At 64.2% G+C, this 17,410-nt stretch carries 17 protein-coding genes; 8 read left to right on the plus strand and 9 right to left on the minus strand.

Annotation, left to right across the window (positions count from 1 at the left end):
- Window positions 1-82: 82 nt before the first annotated feature.
- The gene (locus AC1DW2_RS14030) at window positions 83-1,051 is read left to right on the plus strand and encodes a sensor histidine kinase (protein ID WP_477006357.1); all 969 of its coding nucleotides are present in this window, start codon (window positions 83-85) and stop codon (window positions 1,049-1,051) included.
- A gap of 87 nt (window positions 1,052-1,138) precedes the next feature.
- On the opposite strand, the gene AC1DW2_RS14035 is transcribed toward AC1DW2_RS14030, so the two are convergent.
- Entirely contained in the window at window positions 1,139-2,497 is a 1,359-nt protein-coding gene (locus tag AC1DW2_RS14035) for a serine protease (protein WP_477006358.1), read from the minus strand.
- Window positions 2,498-2,623: 126 nt separating this feature from the next.
- Between AC1DW2_RS14035 and AC1DW2_RS14040 the strand changes: the two genes are divergently transcribed.
- Window positions 2,624-3,427, plus strand: coding sequence for a HesA/MoeB/ThiF family protein (locus AC1DW2_RS14040; protein WP_039155124.1), 804 nt, complete (start codon window positions 2,624-2,626; stop codon window positions 3,425-3,427).
- A gap of 9 nt (window positions 3,428-3,436) precedes the next feature.
- Here the strand turns inward: AC1DW2_RS14040 and AC1DW2_RS14045 are convergent, their stop codons facing one another.
- The gene (locus tag AC1DW2_RS14045) at window positions 3,437-4,444 is read right to left on the minus strand and encodes an aldo/keto reductase (RefSeq protein ID WP_477006359.1); all 1,008 of its coding nucleotides are present in this window, start codon (window positions 4,442-4,444) and stop codon (window positions 3,437-3,439) included.
- A gap of 120 nt (window positions 4,445-4,564) precedes the next feature.
- On the opposite strand from AC1DW2_RS14045, the gene AC1DW2_RS14050 reads away from it, so the two are divergent.
- Entirely contained in the window at window positions 4,565-5,476 is a 912-nt protein-coding gene (locus tag AC1DW2_RS14050) for a LysR family transcriptional regulator (RefSeq protein ID WP_477006360.1), read from the plus strand.
- A 3-nt stretch (window positions 5,477-5,479) separates the two neighbouring features.
- Here the strand turns inward: AC1DW2_RS14050 and AC1DW2_RS14055 are convergent, their stop codons facing one another.
- A complete protein-coding gene (locus AC1DW2_RS14055; RefSeq protein WP_028149823.1) occupies window positions 5,480-6,481 on the minus strand; it encodes a 2-hydroxyacid dehydrogenase in 1,002 nt (333 codons plus the stop codon).
- 312 nt (window positions 6,482-6,793) lie between these two features.
- Here AC1DW2_RS14055 and AC1DW2_RS14060 point away from each other — a divergent pair, with 312 nt between their 5' ends.
- The gene (locus tag AC1DW2_RS14060) at window positions 6,794-7,324 is read left to right on the plus strand and encodes an SH3 domain-containing protein (protein WP_071908916.1); all 531 of its coding nucleotides are present in this window, start codon (window positions 6,794-6,796) and stop codon (window positions 7,322-7,324) included.
- A 174-nt stretch (window positions 7,325-7,498) separates the two neighbouring features.
- Here AC1DW2_RS14060 and irrA read toward each other — a convergent pair whose 3' ends face one another.
- Window positions 7,499-7,990, minus strand: coding sequence for an iron response transcriptional regulator IrrA (irrA, locus tag AC1DW2_RS14065; RefSeq protein ID WP_477006361.1), 492 nt, complete (start codon window positions 7,988-7,990; stop codon window positions 7,499-7,501).
- 352 nt (window positions 7,991-8,342) lie between these two features.
- On the opposite strand from irrA, the gene fabA reads away from it, so the two are divergent.
- The 3 genes from fabA (at window position 8,343) to fabI (ending at window position 11,070) form a co-directional block, all read left to right on the plus strand.
- Window positions 8,343-8,864 carry a bifunctional 3-hydroxydecanoyl-ACP dehydratase/trans-2-decenoyl-ACP isomerase gene (gene fabA, locus AC1DW2_RS14070; protein WP_071908917.1) on the plus strand — a complete coding sequence of 174 codons (522 nt, stop codon included), beginning with the start codon at window positions 8,343-8,345 and terminating at the stop codon, window positions 8,862-8,864.
- Window positions 8,865-8,906: 42 nt separating this feature from the next.
- A complete protein-coding gene (fabB, locus tag AC1DW2_RS14075; protein WP_071908918.1) occupies window positions 8,907-10,130 on the plus strand; it encodes a beta-ketoacyl-ACP synthase I in 1,224 nt (407 codons plus the stop codon).
- A gap of 139 nt (window positions 10,131-10,269) precedes the next feature.
- Window positions 10,270-11,070: an enoyl-ACP reductase FabI gene (fabI, locus tag AC1DW2_RS14080; RefSeq protein WP_477006362.1), complete on the plus strand. Its 801-nt coding sequence runs from the start codon at window positions 10,270-10,272 to the stop codon at window positions 11,068-11,070.
- 106 nt (window positions 11,071-11,176) lie between these two features.
- Here the strand turns inward: fabI and AC1DW2_RS14085 are convergent, their stop codons facing one another.
- The 5 genes from AC1DW2_RS14085 to AC1DW2_RS14105 form a co-directional block, all read right to left on the minus strand.
- Window positions 11,177-11,773, minus strand: coding sequence for a glutathione S-transferase family protein (locus tag AC1DW2_RS14085; RefSeq protein ID WP_477006363.1), 597 nt, complete (start codon window positions 11,771-11,773; stop codon window positions 11,177-11,179).
- A gap of 116 nt (window positions 11,774-11,889) precedes the next feature.
- Complete coding sequence (locus AC1DW2_RS14090) at window positions 11,890-12,609, minus strand: hypothetical protein (RefSeq protein WP_477006364.1); 720 nt, start codon at window positions 12,607-12,609, stop codon at window positions 11,890-11,892.
- A gap of 103 nt (window positions 12,610-12,712) precedes the next feature.
- Window positions 12,713-13,528, minus strand: a complete 816-nt coding sequence (locus AC1DW2_RS14095; protein ID WP_477006365.1) for a hypothetical protein — start codon at window positions 13,526-13,528, stop codon at window positions 12,713-12,715.
- A gap of 111 nt (window positions 13,529-13,639) precedes the next feature.
- Entirely contained in the window at window positions 13,640-14,104 is a 465-nt protein-coding gene (locus tag AC1DW2_RS14100; RefSeq protein WP_477006366.1) for an N-acetyltransferase family protein, read from the minus strand.
- A gap of 77 nt (window positions 14,105-14,181) precedes the next feature.
- Window positions 14,182-15,108 carry a hydrogen peroxide-inducible genes activator gene (locus tag AC1DW2_RS14105; protein WP_028150571.1) on the minus strand — a complete coding sequence of 309 codons (927 nt, stop codon included), beginning with the start codon at window positions 15,106-15,108 and terminating at the stop codon, window positions 14,182-14,184.
- A 114-nt stretch (window positions 15,109-15,222) separates the two neighbouring features.
- Between AC1DW2_RS14105 and katG the strand changes: the two genes are divergently transcribed.
- Window positions 15,223-17,388 (plus strand): catalase/peroxidase HPI, encoded by a 2,166-nt coding sequence (katG, locus tag AC1DW2_RS14110; RefSeq protein WP_477006367.1) that lies wholly within the window; start codon window positions 15,223-15,225, stop codon window positions 17,386-17,388.
- Window positions 17,389-17,410 lie beyond the last annotated feature (22 nt).

Here is a 17,410-nt window from a genome sequence, read left to right on the forward strand (position 1 = left end):
GGGCGCTTTGACGCGAGCGTTTGACTGGTCAAGCACATCCGTGGGCTCTCCGGACACTTGGCCCCAAAGTCTTCGAGTTACAGTGCGGCTCGTTCTGACCTCGCGGCACCCGATGTTCATTTGGTGGGGACCAGAACTCATCCAGTTCTACAACGATGCATACCGGGAGACGATGGGGCCGGAAAGGCACCCAAGCGCTTTGGGCGCGCGCGGCCGTGAGTGTTGGGCGGAGATCTGGGACATCATTGGTCCCCAGATCGAGTACGTCATGTCGGGCAAGGGGGCGACCTGGAATGAGGACCAGCTGGTGCCGGTGACCCGTCACGGGCGCCGCGAGGACGTTTGGTGGACGTACAGCTTTGGTCCAATTGATCTTGAAGGCAATGTGGGCGGCGTGCTTGTCGTCTGCAGGGATGTCACGTCCGAGCATATGGCAAGGGAAGCGCTGAACCTCATCAATGAGGAGCTGAAGCACCGCGTCAAGAACACGCTCGCAGTGTTGAGCGCGGTAGCTGCCCAGACATTTCGTGACCCGACGAGCAAAGCCGATCTCGAAAAGTACCAGGCACGGCTCGGCGCGTTTGGACGAGCGCAGGATCTGCTGACCGCATCAAATTGGGCGGCCGCGCCACTCCACGATGTGATCGGCACTGCTCTTGCACCTTATCGGACAGGCGAAGGCCGCTTCATCGTCTCGGGTCCTCCACTCGTCGTGAAATCTCGACAAGCGCTGGCTCTGTCATTGGCGCTCCACGAGCTCGCGACCAACGCTTCGAAGTACGGCGCTCTGACCGTAGCGGGAGGCTGCGTATCGATTACATGGTCAGCCGAGGCTCAGGATGGCGAGTCAAAATTTGTCTTTGTCTGGCAGGAGATTGGCGGTCCATCCGTATCGAAACCCGTCGGCACAGGCTTTGGCTCCAGGCTGATTTCCCGGGTGCTGAAGGACGATTTCAGCGGTTCCGTTGACGTTTCGTATGGCGCAGCCGGGCTTACATGCAGGCTGACCGCGCCCCTCGAAAATCTGGGACCTTCGCCAAAGAGCACGTGAGACCGTGCAGGAGCTGCGTGGCTCAACGGAGAGGCATTGCGTTCCGCACCGCGTCCGGGACACGAGAGAAGTGTTATTCTCTCTCGCCTACTTCCGCACGCAGATCACGCGGACGACGGCCGCCTTCGCATCCGTCGACGTGCCATTCGCAGTGACACCGTTCGCCTTCAGGAAATCACGCACCATTTCTGCAGACACCATCACCGCCTGTGACGCCGGCACCGATGTCGCGGGCCCCGCGACCATCGCCGGCTTCAACAGCGCGACGCCGGCGAACTTGCCGTCGCCGTCGATGGCCGGGCTGCCCGAGAAGCCGACCGCCGGTGGAGGCGACAGCGCGGAATCGCTTGCTGTGACCGGCGCCAGCGCGCCCTTGAGGCTCGATACGCCCGCAGCTCCGCCCTGGCTCTGCGGATCGGCAATGCCGATGACATCGACGCTCGTCTTCGCTGTGCCACCGGTGAGGCTGAGCGGCTTCAGGCCGCGCGCGCCGTAGATGTGCAGGAGCGCGAGATCGTGCTCCTTGTCCTCGGCGAGACGGTCGGCGCTGCCATAGCCGGCAATCGTGATCGCGAGACAGCTATCGGTGACGAGGTGGTCGGTGACAATCGCACCATCGTCGCTGACGACGATGCCGGTGCCGTATTCGACGGTCTTGCGCGGCGGCGGCCCGGMCTGCGGGCCCGTCGGAAACGCATTGAACGCGCTCGACATCGCGATCACGACCGGCTCGACGGTGTTCTCGGTCGCCTGGTCGTAGAGGATCGTCATGGTGCGGACTTCGTCGCCCTTAAAGGTGCCTCGCACGTAGAATTTCTTGAGGCCCTGCAATCCCGACAGCACGAAGAAGTCGGGCTTCACCACGGTGTAGTCGACCTTGCGCCCCGACGGCTCCTTCTCCAGCTCGGCGAGTTTCGCCGTGGTCGGGTTCGCTTCCTTGCGGCGGCTCAGCAGCACCTGCACCGTGCCGGTCGGCGAAGTCCATTTCGAGCCGTTGGCATCGGTCGCCTGCTGCGGCACCAATTTGCCGGGGATGCCGAGCCGGGCGCCGCTGGTCGGCTCCATCACGATCTTCCAGCCGACGCTCTCCTGCTTGCGCCGCGCGGTCTCGGCGAGCGCGGCACGCTCCTGCGGATTGAGCACGCCGGTCGGCTTGCCACCCTTGGCCTTCTGATACTCCTTGATCGCCTCGACCATGCGCGCGCTGACGTCGCCGGTGATAGCGCCGTTATATTGGCCGACCCAGGCGAGGTCGGACTGGAGCGACAGCCGCTCCGCCTGCGCCATCGCATCGGCCGTCGCTGACGGCGTCTGCAGTGCGGGAGGCCGGATCGGCACGGTCTGGACCGGCTTCGGCTTGGTGCCGGGGATCTCTGGCGCCGTCATCTGGGCGCTCGCGCCTGTGGCAGCCGCAAACATCAGTGTTGCCGCAAGCATCGATCTCATGACAAATCCAGCCAGCCCATTGAACGTGCTACCATTGAAGCACATCTCGTTGGTCGCGAACAATGTCGGGGTGGTTCAGGTGTTGCGCCGCCTCACCACGAGGGGCGAGAGGTACGAAGGACGACGATGCTGAGCCCGGACGAACTTGAACGCTATGCCCGGCATATCGTGCTGCGCGACGTCGGCGGGCCGGGCCAGGCTGCGCTGAAGCGGGCCTCCGTGCTGGTGATCGGCGCCGGCGGGCTCGGCGCGCCCGCGCTGATGTATCTGGCGGCCGCTGGCGTCGGCACGCTCGGCGTGGTCGATGACGACGTGGTCTCGCTGTCAAACCTCCAGCGCCAGGTGATCCATACGACGCCCGATATCGGCCGTCACAAGGTCGAGAGCGCGGCGGAGCGGATCTCCGCGCTCAATCCGCATGTCCGCTTCGTCGGCCATGCCACCTGGCTCAATGCCGACAATGCGCTGAGCATGATCGGAGACTACGATCTCGTGCTCGACGGCTCCGACAATTTCTCGACGCGTTATCTGGTCTCGGATGCCTGCTTCTTCGCGAAGCGGCCGCTGATCACGGCGGCGCTCGGCACCTTCGACGGCTCGCTCACCACCATCCGCGCGCATGAGAAGAACGAGCAGGGCGTGTTCAATCCGACCTATCGCTGCCTGTTTCCGGAAGCGCCGCCGCCCGGCACCGTGCCGGCCTGCGCGGAGGCCGGCGTCATGGGCGCGCTTGCGGGCGTGATGGGCTCGATGATGGCGCTGGAGGCGATCCGCGAGATCGTCGGCTTCGGCGACGGCCTCGTCGGCCGCCTCCTGATGATCGACGCGCGCGCGATGCGCTTCGAGACGCTGCGCTACGCGCGCGATCCGGCCAATCCGCTCAACGGCGATGGGCCTGTCATCACCGATCTCAGCGCCCATCGCACCTGATCGCTGCCGCTACCGCGTGGCCGGCTTCTCGCTGTCGAGATGCGCCATCTGCTCGGCCGCGTAGCGCGTGCCGGAAGCGACGTCGGGCGGAAACGCTTTTGCAAGCGCCGCAAGATGCGCCGGCGTCAGCGTTACCTTCGCCGCGCCGAGCGCTTCGGTGAGACGGTTGCGCGTGCGTGCGCCGACCAGCGGCACGATCTCCTTGCCTTGAGCCGCCACCCAGGCGATTGCGACCTGCGCCGGCGTCGCGCCGATCTCCGTGGCGATCGCCCGCAGGGATTCCACCAGCGCGAGATTGGCGTCGAGATTTGCGCCCTGGAAGCGCGGCGTCATCAGCCGGTAATCCCTGCCGGTCTTGCCGGAGTCCTTCGACCAATGGCCGCTGATCAGGCCGCGCGCCAGCACGCCGTAGGCCGTGATGCTGATGCCGAGCTCGCGGCAGGTCTTGAGGATGTCGCGTTCGATGCCGCGCTCGATCAACGAATATTCGATCTGGAGATCGGCAATCGGATGCACGGCGTGCGCGCGGCGGATGGTGTCGGAGCCGACCTCGGACAGGCCGATATGCCTGATGTAGCCGGCCTTCACGAGATCGGCGAGGCCGCCGATCGTCTCCTCGATGGGAACGTTGGGATCGAGACGCGCCGGACGGTAGATGTCGATGTAGTCGGTGCCGAGGCGCTGCAGCGAATAAGCCAGGAAGTTTTTGGTCGCGGCTGGCCTTGTGTCCATGCCGGAGAATTCGCCGGCGGGACCGCGCAGCGCGCCGAACTTCACGCTGATCTGCACCTTGTCGCGCGACACATCCTTCAGGGCCTCGCGCACCAGCATTTCATTGTGGCCCATGGCGTAGAAATCGCCGGTGTCCAGCAGTGTGATGCCGGCATCGAGCGCCGAACGGACCGTGGCGATGCTTTCGCCGCGGTCGGCGGGGCCATAGACCTCCGACATGCCCATGCAGCCGAGACCAAGGGCGGAGACGGTCGGACCGGTTGAACCGAGTTTGCGCTGTTCCATGATGGCTCTCCTAGAAAAGGCGGCAGGCTGATTGCGCCGCGTGACGAGGCCAGATATGCGCCTGACCGATTAGGCCGATAAGCTGGACAATCCAGAATGGTTTGTTCACATTAGAGAACAATGGCCGAACCCGATCTGCGAGATCTCGACGTCTTCGTGGCGGTTGCCCGTACCCGCAATTTCCGGCGTGCGGCGATCGAAATTCGTGTGTCGGTGTCGAGCCTTAGCCAGCGGCTGCGGGATCTGGAGGAGCGCCTTGGCGTCCGCCTGATGAACCGCACCACCCGCAGCGTCGCGCTGACCGAGGCGGGCGAGCTGCTGCTGTCCCGCATCGCTCCGGCGCTGCGCGATGTCGGCGATGCCCTGGATCAGGTCCGCGGCATGCGCGAGGTGGCCTCGGGCCGCCTGCGCATCAACGCGCCGCCGCCGGCGGTGGACCTCGTGCTGGCGCCGATGGTCGGGCCGTTCCTCGCGACCTACCCGCAGGTCGACCTCGACATCGTTTCCGAAAGCGGCTTCGTCGACATCGTCAGCGCGGGCTACGATGCCGGCGTGCGTTATGGCGAGCACCTCGCGCAGGACATGGTGGCGATCCCGCTGAGCGGTCCGCAGAGCTATGTCGTCGTCGCATCGCCTGCGTACATCGCGCGCCGCGGCACGCCGAAGCATCCGAAAGATCTGCTCGACCATGATTGCATCCGCGCCCGCTACTCGAGCGGTGTCATGCATGATCTGGAGTTCGAGAAGGCTGGCCAGATCGTGAAGGTCGATCCGCCCGCAAAGCTGATCTCGACCAACATGGGCCTTGCCATGCGCGCTGCGCTCGACGGCGCCGGCATCTGGGCGACGCTCGATGGCTACGTCCATGACGCAGTGACGTCCGGCGCGTTGGTCAGCTTGATGGAAGATTGGTGCGAGCCGTTTCCGGGCCCGTTCCTGTACTATCCGAGCCGGCGCCAGACGCCGCCCGCGCTACGCGCGTTCATCGATTTCGTCGCGGATTGGCGCAAGCGCGAAACGCGCGGCAAATAAACCTCAGAGCATGCTCGGCAGCACGCGGTCCGGCGGCTTGTGGGCGTCGAGGAAGGTGCGGATGTTGATGATCACCTTCTCGCCCATCTCGACGCGGCCCTCGATCGTGGCCGAGCCCATATGCGGCAGCAGCGTCACCTTGCCGGCCTTGGCGAGCCGCACCAGCTTTGGATTGACCGCGGGCTCGTGCTCGTAGACGTCGAGGCCGGCGCCGCCGATCTCGCCGCCCTCGATCAGCTTGATCAGCGTGTCCTCGTCGGTGACCTCGCCGCGCGCGGTGTTGACGATGTAGGCGTCCTTGCGGATCAGCTTCAGCCGCCGCGCCGACAGCAGATGATAGGTCGCCGGCGTGTGCGGACAGTTCACCGAGATGATGTCCATCCGCGCCAGCATCTGGTCGAGGCTTTCCCAATAGGTCGCCCCTAACTCTTCGGCGATCTTCGGCGCCACGGGACGGCGATTGTGGTAGTGGATCTGGAGGCCGAAGGCGCGGGCACGGCGCGCGACCGCCTGGCCGATGCGGCCCATGCCGATGATGCCGAGACGCTTGCCGCCGATGCGGTGGCCGAGCATCCAGGTCGGCGACCAGCCGGGCCAGGGCTTTCCTTCGGTCAGGATCGAGGCGCCTTCGATCATCCGGCGCGGCACCGCCAGGATCAGCGCCATGGTCATGTCGGCGGTGTCTTCGGTCAGAACTTTTGGCGTGTTGGTGACGGTGATGCCGCGGGCATGCGCGGCCTCGACATCGATATTGTCGACGCCGTTGCCGAAATTGGCGATCAGGCGGAGCTTGCAGTCGGGCTGGTTGACGATGTCGGCGGTGATGTGGTCGGTGACGGTCGGAACCAGCACGTCGGCGGTGCGCGCGGCCTCAGCGATCTGCTCGGCCGACATCGGTGTGTCCTCGAGATTGATCCGCGCGTCGAACAGCTCGCGCATCCGGGTCTCGATCGAGTCCGGCAGCTTGCGCGTCACCACCACGAGGGGCTTTTTCTTCACCGACATGTCATGCCCTCATGAGGCGCCGCAAGCCGCCTCTGTTACCAAAGGCCGGCCGTTGAGGCCTCATTAACCCGGTTGTTCGACACTGCCTTTGCCGTGTCGTCCCCGGCGCTTCCTTCAAGCTCTCCCGACATTTCCGACCGGAAAATCGGGGCAAACTGGTTGTTCAAGTGTCCGTCCTCTCTAGCAGAAGGCCGGGCCAAGACAAGAACCACGGGTTAAGGCTTCGGGAACACGGGAGATGGGCTTACGCGGCAGGTTCGGAATTTAGGGTGAGGGCCCGGCGCGGCGGGGCCCTCGACAGGAGACGGGTTGATGGCGTTGGGGCGTTTTTGTTCGGTGATGGCGCTCGTTTGCACCTGGTTGAGCGCCTCGGTCAGCCCCGGGCATTCGGCGAAGGACAGCACCCCCCAGACCGCGAGCGGCCTGCCGGTGCCGCGTTATGTCAGCCTCAAATCGGATCACGTGAACGTCCGCGCCGGCCCGACCAAGGACAATGACGTCGCCTGGGTCTACACCCGCGCCGGCCTGCCGGTCGAAATCACCGCCGAGTTCGAGAACTGGCGCCGGGTGCGCGATTCCGAAGGCGCCGAGGGCTGGGTCTATCATTCGCTGCTGTCGGGCCGCCGCACCGCGGTCGTCACCATGAAACACAAGGACGACCTCGCCCCGATCTACGACCGCGCCGACCTCGACAGCGCGGTTGCGGCCAAGCTCCAGGCCGGCGTCGTCACGCAGGTCAAGAAGTGCACTGCAAACTGGTGTCGCGTCACCGGCAACGGCTTTGACGGCTGGATCCAGCAGGAGCGCCTCTGGGGCGTTTATTCGGACGAGCAGGTCAACTGACCCGAAGGGTCATCCCAGGATGGCGCGAAGCGCAAGACTTGGATCTTGAGATTCTCAGGTGCGCAAGCGCGCACCATAGTTCGGTGCTGCGCACCGCCTCGGAATGACGGCACAAACGACAATGGCCGGGACAAGCCCGGCCATGACGACAAATTCAGCAGCTTTGGATCGATCTCAGCGCTTCTTGCGCAGGCGCACGACCATGTCGATGCGCGCGATCTCGTAACCCTCGGGCACCTCCGGCATCTTGGACAGCGCCAGATGCGGATCCTCGATATCGACCAGCTCGTGGCTGTTCTCGAGGTAATAATGGTGGTGGGTGGTGACGTTGGTGTCGAAATAGGTCTTGGTACCGTCGACGCTGACCTGGCGCAGCAGGCCGGCATCGGTCAGCTGGTTCAGCGTGTTGTAGACGGTCGCGAGCGACACCGGCACCTTGGCCAGCGTCGCCTCCTCGTAGAGCATTTCAGCCGTGAGGTGGCGAGCACCCTTGCCGAACAGGAGCCAGCCGAGCGCCATGCGCTGGCGCGTCGGACGAAGCCCCGCGGACTGGAGCATTTCGTTGACGTCGTGCCACGGGCAGCCGGTCAAGGCCGGCTGGCGGCCGGACAGGAGGGCGGCGGAATGGACGTGGTCGTCGTGATGGGGCGCGGGATTCTCGCTCATTTCCAGATTTCGGGCACGCGTGGACACTGCATCTATATGCAATATATGGACAGATAGATGCAGATGCAAGTTTCTCGCAACTAGAGAGGTTCTAATGAGAAATGGAACCGGGCGAGCAGGTGGTCACTTTCCCTTCATGAGATCGCTTTGCCACCCGAAATGCCTGTGTTAGAGAGCCCGCGGTTCCGCTTGGCCGACTATGGCGCAGCCGGGCATTGAGGCCCGGCCCGCAGTCCATCCTGGCTCGTGGCTGTCGCGCCGGATGACGGGAATTGGCGCGGCTTTCCGAACGAAACGGGGCCCATTTTCGCCAGAAACGCCGCTCAATCGGGATTTGAACAGAGGCTTCCGCATGCTGAACAGGCGCAACGGCTACGAATATGAAGATCTGCTGGCATGTGGCCGCGGCGAGATGTTCGGCCCGGGCAATGCCCAGCTGCCGCTGCCGCCGATGCTCATGTTCGACCGCATCACGGACATCAACGAGACCGGCGGCGAGTTTGGCAAGGGGGTGGTGCGGGCCGAGCTCGACGTGAAGCCCGACCTCTGGTTCTTCGGCTGCCACTTCAAGAACGACCCGGTCATGCCCGGCTGCCTCGGCCTTGATGCGCTGTGGCAGATGGTCGGCTTTTATTTGGGCTGGAGCGGCGGTGAAGGGCGTGGCCGCGCGCTTGGCCTGAACGAGCTGAAGTTCAGCGGCCAGGTGCTGCCCGAGGCCCGTAAGGTTGTGTACAACATCGATATCAAGCGCGTGATGCGTTCAAAGCTGGTGCTCGGCATCGCCGACGGATGGCTTTCGGTCGATGACCAGATTATCTATCGCGCGAAGGATCTGAAGGTCGGCCTGTTCAAGCAGGGCGTGAGCCTGGGCTGAGCGCATCACATCAAGAAAGACAACGATTTAGGCGAGGCTGTCATGAGGCGGGTTGTGGTCACCGGGATGGGTATCGTCTCGTCCATCGGAAACAACACCCAGGAAGTGCTTGCGAGCCTTCACGAGGCGAAGTCAGGTATTTCGCGGGCTGAAAAATATGCCGAACTCGGTTTCCGTTCGCAGGTGCAAGGTGCGCCGACGATCGATCCTGCGACGGTCGTCGACCGGCGTGCGATGCGCTTCCTCGGCCAGGGCGCGGGGTGGAATCACATCGCGATGGAGCAGGCGATCCAGGATTCCGGTCTGTCGCCCGAAGAAATCTCCAACATCCGCACCGGCATCATCATGGGTTCCGGCGGCCCGTCGGCCCGCACCATCGTCGAATCCGCCGACATCACCCGCACCAAGGGGCCGAAGCGCGTCGGACCGTTTGCCGTGCCGAAGGCGATGTCGTCCACGGCCTCCGCGACGCTCGCGACCTGGTTCAAGATCAAGGGCGTGAACTATTCGATCTCCTCGGCCTGCGCGACGTCGAACCACTGCGTCGGCAACGCCTATGAGACGATCCAGATCGGCAAGCAGGACATCATTTTCGCCGGCGGCTGCGAGGAGCTGGACTGGTCCCTCTCGGTGCTGTTCGACGCCATGGGCGCGATGTCGTCGAAGTACAACGATACGCCCGCCACCGCCTCGCGTCCCTATGACGTCAACCGCGACGGCTTCGTCATTGCCGGCGGCGCCGGCGTGCTGGTGCTGGAAGAGCTTGAACATGCCAAGGCGCGCGGCGCGCGCATTTACGGCGAGATCGTCGGCTACGGCGCGACGTCGGACGGCTACGACATGGTCGCGCCCTCCGGCGAGGGCGCCGAGCGCTGCATGCGCATGGCGATGTCGACGGTGAAGACCAAGGTCGATTACATCAATCCGCACGCGACCTCGACGCCAGCCGGCGATCCGCCGGAGATCGACGCGCTCCGCAGGGTGTTCGGTGCCGGCGAGAAGTGCCCGCCGATCTCGGCGACCAAGGCGCTGACCGGCCATTCGCTCGGTGCGACCGGTGTGCAGGAGGCGATCTACTCGCTGCTCATGATGAACAACGGCTTCATCTGCGAGAGCGCTCACATCCAGGAGCTCGATCCCGTGTTCGCCGACATGCCGATCGTGCGCAAGCGCATCGACAACGTCAAGATCGGCACCGTGCTGTCGAACTCCTTCGGCTTCGGCGGCACCAACGCCACGCTGGTGTTCAGCCGGCTGGATGTGTGACGTCATTGCAGACGCACTGGTAGTTTTTTCGTCATGGCCGGGCTCGTCCCGGCCATCCACGTCTTTGCTACCGGTTGCGGAAGAACGTGGATGCCCGGGACAAGCCCGGGCATGACGGAGAGCGGAGAGTAATTGCGAGATGGAAGGACTGATGAAAGGCAAGCGCGGTCTGATCATGGGCATCGCCAATGATCATTCGATCGCCTGGGGCATGGCGAAGGCGCTGCATGCCCACGGTGCCGAGCTTGCCTTCACCTTCCAGGGCGAGGCGCTGGGCAAGCGCGTCAAGCCGCTGGCGGAGCAGCTCGGCGTGGAATTGGTGCTGCCTTGCGACGTCGAGGACATTGCCAGCGTTGATGCGACCTTCGCCGTGCTGCGCGAGAAATGGGGCAAGCTCGATTTCGTCATCCACGCCATCGGCTTTGCCGACAAGAACGAGCTGAAGGGCCGCTACGCCGACACCAGCCGCGAGAACTTTTCGCGCACCATGGTGATCTCCTGCTTCTCGTTCACGGAGGTCGCCAAACGCGCCGCCGAGCTGATGACGGAGGGCGGCAGCATGGTCACGCTGACCTTCGGCGCCTCGGAGCGCGCGATGCCGAACTACAACGTGATGGGCGTCGCCAAGGCGGCGCTGGAAGCTTCCGTGCGCTACCTCGCCTCCGATTTCGGACCGCGCGGCATCCGCGTCAACGCGATCTCCGCAGGCCCCATCCGTACGCTCGCCGGCTCGGGCATCGGCGAGGCGCGTGCGATGTTCGGCTTCATGCAGAAACATTCGCCGCTCCGCCGCGGCGTCACGCTCGACGAGCTCGGCGGCTCGGCGCTGTATCTGTTGTCGGATCTCTCTGGCGGCGTGACCGGTGAGATCCACTATGTCGATTCCGGCTACAACATCGTCCTGATGCCAAGGCCGGACGATTTGAAGACGTCAGAGTGATTTCGTAGGGTGGGCAAAGGCGCAGAGCGCCGTGCCCACCATCTCTCCATGACCGCAGAAAGACGTGGTGGGCACGCTCCGCTTTGCCCACCCTACGAGAGTTGGTTTATCCCGCGGCGATCTGCTCTGCACGCTGGAACGCCGGCCGCGCCATGCAGCGCGCGAGATAGGCATCGAAGGTCGGGCGGGACGGCACCATCTTGAACAGGCGCACCGCAAAATTCAGGCCGGAGCCGACCGTGATGTCGGCGGCCGAAAATTCCTCGCCGAGGATCCACGGTCCCTTCGCGAGCGCAGCTTCCAGCACGTCGAACACCTGCGTGGCGCTGCCCCAGGCCGCCGTCGAGGTCGGGATCTCGATCTTGGTGAAGATCTGGATGATGGCAGGCTCAATGCAGCCCGGCGAGAAGAACAGCCATTGCAGATAGCGCGCACGGCGCGGATCGGTCATGGCGGGCGCCAGCTTCGTCTCGGGATAGCGGTCGGCGATGTAGGCGCAAATCGCCGCGGCCTCGCCGAGCGCGGCATCGCGGTCGCTGAGCGCCGGCACCTTGCCCATCGGATTGACCTTCAAATAATCCGGCGCTTTCTGCGCACCGGTCGAGATGTCGGTCAGCACGCGCTCATAGGGCAGGCCGCTCTCTTCCATCAGCCAGAGCGTCGTGAACGAGCGCGAGCGGGGCGACCAATAGAGCTTGATCATGGCGAGAACTTTCCATTGGCGTAACGGCGGGCGAGGGCAGATTCATTGCGTGTTTGCGCCCGATGCGCAACGCACTATGCCTAGATGGATGCGCCGTTCTGCGAGCGATATCTTGGTCAACGTGACGGCGACGGACGTTGCAGCAGGGCCGGCAGCGTCTTGTCGAGACTCTTCGTCAGCATCGTGCGTACCCCGTCGCGCAGCACCGGGTTGTTGACTGCGTCCGCCGGCTTCTCCGGAAACATCGCGCGATCCAGCTCGCTCGACGGACCGCCGAGCGGATTGTGCAGCAAGCGCTCCACATACGTGTCCTCGGTCATCAAGGCGGGTGCCTCCTTGATCAACGCGAAGGTGGTACCGTCATAGACCCGGATGTACATCATCGCGAAGAGATGGACTGGCCCACCGTAAGGGTATTGTGAGATACCGATGCCGGATTCCCGATGCGTTCCGTGATTCCGGTGGACCACGATGTAGCGCTCACACCGCAGTTTGGGCGCGAGGAAGCGAACGAAGTTTCCGATGTCGGTCGCTGCGCTGTAAAAAAACGGATGCTGCTTTTCGCGACCACCGGACTTGAGCTCTTCGACGGTGTAGGGAATTCTCTTCACGGAACTGCCGGCCGCAGCGGCGCGAACGCGCGAGACGACGAGGTCGTCGAGCGCCCACGCCCCAATCGAGACCCGCGCACGCTTGTCCATGAACGTGAAAGGTCCAAACTTCTCGACCACGAATAGGTCACCGCCGACCGGTATCACGCCGATTTGGCACGGGCCGCTTTCAACCGGTCCGCTTGGCTTGACGCCTGCCGGTTTCCTGATCGCGGGCTTGACCACTTCCGGCTTTGGCGCCGGCTGCACCTGCCCGCCTGTCGGCGACAGCAGCGCGTATGATACCAATGCGGCGGCAAGCAGATTCATCGTCGTACGCCAACGCGCCTTATTGCGCGAAATACGGCGGCAAGATCTTGTCCAGCCGTTTGGTCAGAAAGTCGCGGGTGGTGTCGCGCAGGGCGGTGTTGTTGGCGGAGTCCGCGGCCGTCTCCGGAAACATGGACTTGTCCACCTTCTGCAAAAGCTCGTTCGACACGAAGTTGTCAGCCATATGCTTCATGACACCTTCGAACGTCACAGCGGGGCCTTTCATGATTTCGAAGGTGCGGCCGTCGACCCACGTCGCGCCGATATAGGAGAAGACATACGCGTAGGAGATGAGACCGACACCCCGGCTGAAGATGCCGACGCCGCTGAGCGACTGATTGGTCCCGTCAAGCTGTCCTTCGCTGCGCATGACGACGAGATAGCGCTCGCAACCGGCACTGCCCGCGACCTGCCGGATCAGGTTCGACAGCTCTTCGCGCTGATTGCGGAACAGGCCGGATCTGGGGTGGTAGTAGGAATCGAGCGCGCCCTTGGCGTAAGTGATCCGTCGCACCGGCGTGTTGCCTGCTGCGGCCCGCACCCGCGCAAAGACAAGATCGTCAAGGCCCCAGGATACCGGGACTTCGGCATAGTCGTTGCCGAACACGGTCAAACCGATCTTCTGGACGACAAAGATGTCCCCGGTCCCCGCAATCACACCGACGCCGCAAGGACCGGCAGTCGCCGGCTCCGCAGGCTTGGCTGTCGCCTTCGGCTTCGTCGTCGCTTTCTTGGCTGTCGGCTTTGCCTGTGGTGTGGTCTGAGCGGCGGGAGCGGTGGTTGCGGGAGGGGTCTGCGCTGCTGCCGAAGTCAGGAAGGACAGCAGGATGAGCACCGGGGCAGCAAGTCGAAACATGGATTCCAAGGATCAGAGGCGGGAGGTCATCGGATACGCCACACTAGGGTGGGATCGTGACAACCGCAAGCTGCAGCCCGGGATCGCTGTCTATCCGGTGAGCCGCGGCCGCCTCCACCGATAATACTTCATCACGAACCCATTCGACGGCTCGATCTCTTCCTTCTCGAACGCAAACCCTTCGCGCTCGTACCAGCGCCAGGCTTTCTCGTTCTCGCGCACGCAGCGCAGGTACATCTCGTCGGGCATTTGCGTGCGCGTGAAGGCCAGCAGCTTCCGCCCGAGCGATTGCCCCTGATAGGCAGGGCCGACGAACAGCATGTCGAGATAGAGTTTTGGCAGATGCAGCGCCAGCATGGCGGCGATCGTGCCGTTGTCGTCGGCGACGAACAGGCTCCAGCCGTTCTCGATCTCGCGCCTGATGCGCGCGCGCAGATTTGCCAACAGGAACTCACTCGCCTCGGCGAGGCCGGTCGAGACCCAGCTTTCCATCCAGACGCGGCCGATCTCGTCATATTCGTCGGTACGCGCGGGACGGATGACGGGATCAGACATTGGTGCTCTCGGTTCGATCTGCCCGCCTTGCGCGGGGGCTCGCTTGAGTGATCCCGGCTATTCAGGAAAATTCCCGCCTACCCACGTTGGCCGCGCGTGGCTTGCCGCGGGCGCGCCTTGCCGGCCGACAGGCACACCACCTCGGAGATCTGCAGCAGCTGCCGCGCCAGCGGGCTGGTCTTGCGCCAGACCATGCCGATGGTGCGCGAGGGCTCGGGATCGCGGAAGCGCGACAGCGAGACCGAGGCCGATCGTGTCTCCACCGACACCGCCATTTCCGGGATCAAGGTGACGCCGATGCCGGCGCTGACCATCTGGACCAGCGTCGACAGCGAATTCGCATCCAGCATCTCGCGCGGCGGCGCCGATTGCATGTTGCAGAACGACAGCGCCTGATCGCGGAAGCAGTGCCCCTCTTCGAGCAGCAGCAGCCGCATCTCGCGCATCATCTCGCGTGATGGCACCGGTGTGCCTTCGTCGGAGCCCGGCCGCACCAGCAGGAATTTTTCATCGAACAGCGCGACTTCGGTGAGCGAAGGCTCGGACACCGGCAGTGCGACGATGGCCGTGTCGAGCCGGCCTTCGACCAGTTCCTGGATCAGCCGCGGCGTCATCGTCTCGCGCACGCGGATGTCGAGCTCCGGATGCATGCGCGTGAGATTCTTGGTGATCTTCGGCAGCAGATAGGGCGCGATCGTCGGGATCATGCCGATCCGCAGCCGGCCCGCAAACCGGTCCTGCGAGGCGCGTGCGAAATCGCCGAGCTCATCGACCGAGCGCAGGATGTCGCGGACGCGCGGCGCGAGTTCCTCGCCGAACCGGGTCAGCGCCACCTGCCGGGCGCTGCGCTCCAGCAGCAGGCCGCCGAGCGCCTCCTCCAGTTCCTTGATCTGCATCGACAGGGCCGGCTGGGAGATCGAGCTTGCCTCCGCCGCGCGGCCGAAATGGCCGTGACGCGCCAGCGCGTCGAAATATCTGAGCTGGCGCATCGTCACGTTGGCCATCAGAAAATCCTATCGCAGCGATCATTAAAGTCAACTTCCCCTGATCGAATGCGAAGCCTAGAGTAATTCTACCTGGTCAAAGGCGCGAGTTCGACGCCACCAGAGGAGGTATTCATGGATGACACTTCGAAGTGCCCGTTTTCGGGCGGAAAACCCACGCGCGTGAACCGCGACTGGTGGCCGACCCAGCTCAGCATCGAGATGCTGCACAAGAATTCCACCCTGTCCGACCCGATGGGCAAGGAGTTCGACTATGCCAAGGAGTTCAAGTCGCTCGACCTGAATGCCGTCATCAAGGACCTGACGGCTCTGATGACGGACTCACAGGAATGGTGGCCCGCCGATTTCGGCCACTATGGCGGCCTCATGATCCGCATGGCTTGGCACAGCGCCGGCACGTATCGCACCACGGACGGCCGCGGTGGCGCCGGTGCCGGTCAGCAGCGTTTCGCACCGCTCAACAGCTGGCCCGACAACGCCAATCTCGACAAGGCGCGCCGTCTGCTCTGGCCGATCAAGCAGAAATACGGCCGCAAGATCTCCTGGGCTGATCTGATGGTGCTCGCCGGCAACGTCGCGCTGGAATCGATGGGCTTCAAGACCTTCGGCTTCGCCGGCGGCCGCGCTGACGTGTGGGAGCCGGAAGAGCTCTATTGGGGTCCTGAAGGCACGTGGCTGGGCGACGAGCGCTACAGCGGCGAACGCCAGCTCGCCGAGCCGCTCGGCGCGGTGCAGATGGGCCTGATCTACGTCAATCCGGAAGGCCCGAACGGCAAGCCTGACCCGGTCGCCGCGGCCAAGGACATCCGCGAGACGTTCGCCCGCATGGCGATGAACGACGAGGAAACCGTCGCGCTGATCGCCGGCGGCCACACCTTCGGCAAGACCCACGGCGCGGGTGATCCGTCGCTGGTCGGTCCGGAGCCGGAAGCGGGTGCGCTCGAAGACCAGGGCCTCGGCTGGAAGAGCAAGCACGCTTCGGGCCTGGCGGGTGATTCCATCACCAGCGGTCTCGAGGTGACCTGGACGACGACGCCGACGAAGTGGAGCAACAACTTCTTCGAGAACCTGTTCAAGTACGAATGGGAGCTGACGAAGAGCCCGGGCGGCGCGAATCAGTGGACGGCCAAGGGCGCCGAGGCGATCATTCCGGATGCCTTCGACAAGTCGAAGAAGCACCGGCCGACGATGCTGACGACCGACCTCTCGCTGCGCCTCGATCCGGCCTACGAGAAGATCTCGCGTCGCTTCCTGGAAAACCCGGATCAGTTCGCGGACGCCTTTGCCCGCGCCTGGTTCAAGCTCACCCACCGCGACATGGGTCCGATCCAGCGCTATCTCGGCCCGCTGGTGCCGAAGGAAACGCTGATCTGGCAGGATCCGATTCCGAAGGTCGACCACGAGCTGGTCGGCGACCAGGACATCGCCGCGCTGAAGACCAAGATCCTGGCTTCGGGCCTCTCGGTCTCCGAGCTGGTCTCGACCGCCTGGGCGTCGGCCTCGACGTTCCGCGGCTCGGACAAGCGCGGCGGCGCCAACGGCGCGCGCATCCGTCTGGCCCCCCAGAAGGATTGGGAGGTGAACCAGCCGGCTCAGCTCTCCAAGGTCCTCGGCAAGCTCGAAGCGATCCAGAAGGACTTCAACGCATCGGCAGGTGCGAAGAAGGTCTCGCTCGCCGACCTCATCGTCCTCGGCGGTTCTGCCGCGGTCGAGAAGGCCGCGAAGGATGCCGGCGTTGACGTGAAGCTTGGCTTCACGCCGGGCCGCATGGATGCTTCGCAGGAGCAGACCGACGCGGAATCCTTCGCCCCGCTGGAGCCGCGGGCCGATGGCTTCCGCAACTACGTCGGCAAGAAGCATCAGTTCCTGCAGCAGGAGGAAGCTCTTGTCGATCGCGCGCAGCTGCTGAAGCTGTCCGGTCCCGAGCTGACCGCGCTCGTCGGCGGTCTGCGTGTGCTCGGCGCCAATGCGGGCGGTTCGAAGCACGGCGTCTTGACCTCGAAGGTCGGAACGCTGAGCAACGACTTCTTCATCAACCTGCTCGACATGAGCGCGCAGTGGACGCCGGCGGCTGACGGCACCTACGAGGCCCGCGACCGCAAGACCAACGCGGTGAAGTGGACCGGCACGCGCGCCGACCTGATCTTCGGTGCGCACTCGCAGCTCCGCGCCTTCGCCGAGGTCTATGCCTCGTCGGACGCCAAGCAGCAGTTCGTGCAGGACTTCGCCAAGGCCTGGACCAAGGTGATGAACCTCGACCGGTACGACCTCGCGGCCTGATCCCCGGGCTTAAGCAAGCGAC

Source organism: Bradyrhizobium sp. P3_C3, assembly GCF_056402655.1.